The organism is Flavobacteriales bacterium (assembly GCA_021296215.1).
Taxonomy (GTDB): Bacteria; Bacteroidota; Bacteroidia; order Flavobacteriales; family ECT2AJA-044; genus ECT2AJA-044.
Map to the genome: position 1 here is coordinate 731 of JAGWBA010000132.1, position 1,572 is coordinate 2,302.

The following is a 1,572-nucleotide window of genomic DNA, read 5'->3' on the forward strand; positions in this document are numbered from 1 at the left end:
ATGGCCGCCTGTCTCGCGAAAGGTACGACGGTGCTCAACAATGCCGCGATGGAGCCGGAAATTGTCGATCTGGCCGATTTCCTGATCAAGCGCGGGGCCAGAATTTCAGGGGCCGGATCCGGGCGTCTCGTCATCGAAGGGGTCCCGGCGCTGCATGGCGCAGAGCACGAGGTGATTCCCGACCGGATCGAAGCCGGCACGTATTTGGTCGCCGGTGCCATGACGGGAGGGCGGGTCGAAGCGGATCGGTGCGTCCCCGAACACCTGGAGGTCGTGATGTCAAAACTCCGGCAATGCGGCGCGGAGTTGTCGGAGGGGGCGCGATCAATCACCGTCGAGGCCGGAGCCCGGTTACGGGCCCAGGACGTGCAAACGTTTCCCTACCCGGGATTTCCCACGGACCTGCAGGCACAAATGATGGCGTTGCTGTGTCTGGCGGAAGGAACCAGCGTGATGACCGAATCGGTGTTTGCCGGGAGGTTTCTGCACGTTCCGGAATTGCGCCGTATGGGTGCGGCGATTACGGTTGATGGACACCGCGCCGTTGTGAAAGGATTAGGCCGGTTGACGGGCGCGCCGGTCATGGCATCGGATTTGCGTGCCAGTGCCGCGCTCCTGTTGGCCGGGTTGGCCGCCGACGGTGAAACGCGGATTTCCAGGATTTATCACTTGGAACGGGGATACGAGCGAATCGAAGACAAACTGCAGGGCTTGGGCGCGTCGGTTCGTCGAGAGGGTTTCGGGTATGAGTGACATGGTGACCGTCGCACTGTCGAAGGGGAAACTCCTGGATCCGACGCTGGCTCTGTTTCAGAAAGCGGGCTATCTTGGTCCGGAAATGTCCTCCGACGATCGCAAACTGGCTTTTGACGTGCCGCAGTCCGGGCTGTCTTTTTTGGTGGTCCGTCCCACGGACGTGCCCACCTACGTGGAGTATGGAGCGGCCGACGTGGGTGTGGCGGGCAAGGATTTGTTATTGGAGCAACAACTGGACGTGTATGAACCCTTGGATCTGCGGATCGGGTGGTGCCGGATCGCCGTAGCGACCCTGGCGGGTCTTGATGGTCGTGCACGCTTATCGTCAAAACTCCGGGTGGCCACGAAGTATCCCAACATCACGGAATGGCATTTTAACCGTCAGGGGACTCCGGTCGAAATCATCAAGTTGTATGGGTCGATCGAGTTGGCTCCGGTGGTGGGCTTGGCGGATCGGATCGGAAAGCCAACAACCTCCAGGAAATGGAAACGGTTGCGGAATCGACGGCACGTCTGATCGTGAATCGTGCCAGTTTGAAAATGAAGCATCAGGCGATTACCACCATGATTAACAGGCTGCGCAAGAGTCGTCCCAAGACGGCCTGCGCCTGACGACGTGATGAACGTTATATTTTCAAAAGATAAAACCTATCCCCAGGCGTTGGCCGAGGTCTGCAATCGTGCAGCTCACCAGCACGCCAAGCTCGAGAATCGCGTGAAACGTATTCTGAAAAACGTCGAACGTGATGGCGATGCTGCGGTCGCGCGATACGTCAAGAAGTTTGATGGTCTTGCGTTGTCGCCGAAAAAGTTTCG

The 1,572-nt window shown here is 58.7% G+C and carries 4 protein-coding genes; all 4 read left to right on the forward strand.

Annotation, left to right across the window (positions count from 1 at the left end; all coding sequences use genetic code 11):
* Positions 1 to 753: UDP-N-acetylglucosamine 1-carboxyvinyltransferase (locus J4F31_12510; protein ID MCE2497374.1), on the forward strand; the 753-nt coding region annotated here is incomplete at its 5' end.
* Positions 746 to 1,273, forward strand: a complete 528-nt coding sequence (locus J4F31_12515; protein ID MCE2497375.1) for an ATP phosphoribosyltransferase — start codon at positions 746 to 748, stop codon at positions 1,271 to 1,273. The genes J4F31_12510 and J4F31_12515, both read left to right, overlap by 8 nt.
* The gene (locus J4F31_12520; GenBank protein MCE2497376.1) at positions 1,240 to 1,368 is read left to right on the forward strand and encodes a hypothetical protein; all 129 of its coding nucleotides are present in this window, start codon (positions 1,240 to 1,242) and stop codon (positions 1,366 to 1,368) included. The genes J4F31_12515 and J4F31_12520 overlap by 34 nt, the downstream gene beginning before the upstream one ends.
* 7 nt (positions 1,369 to 1,375) lie before the next feature.
* Positions 1,376 to 1,572: histidinol dehydrogenase (locus tag J4F31_12525; protein ID MCE2497377.1), on the forward strand; the 197-nt coding region annotated here is incomplete at its 3' end.

Excerpts from the sequence above, each read along its gene's own strand:
- J4F31_12515 (MCE2497375.1), top strand. The coding sequence starts at position 746 with ATGAGTGACATGGTGACCGTCGCACTGTCGAAGGGGAAACTCCTGGAT.
- J4F31_12520 (MCE2497376.1), top strand. The coding sequence starts at position 1,240 with ATGGAAACGGTTGCGGAATCGACGGCACGTCTGATCGTGAATCGTGCC.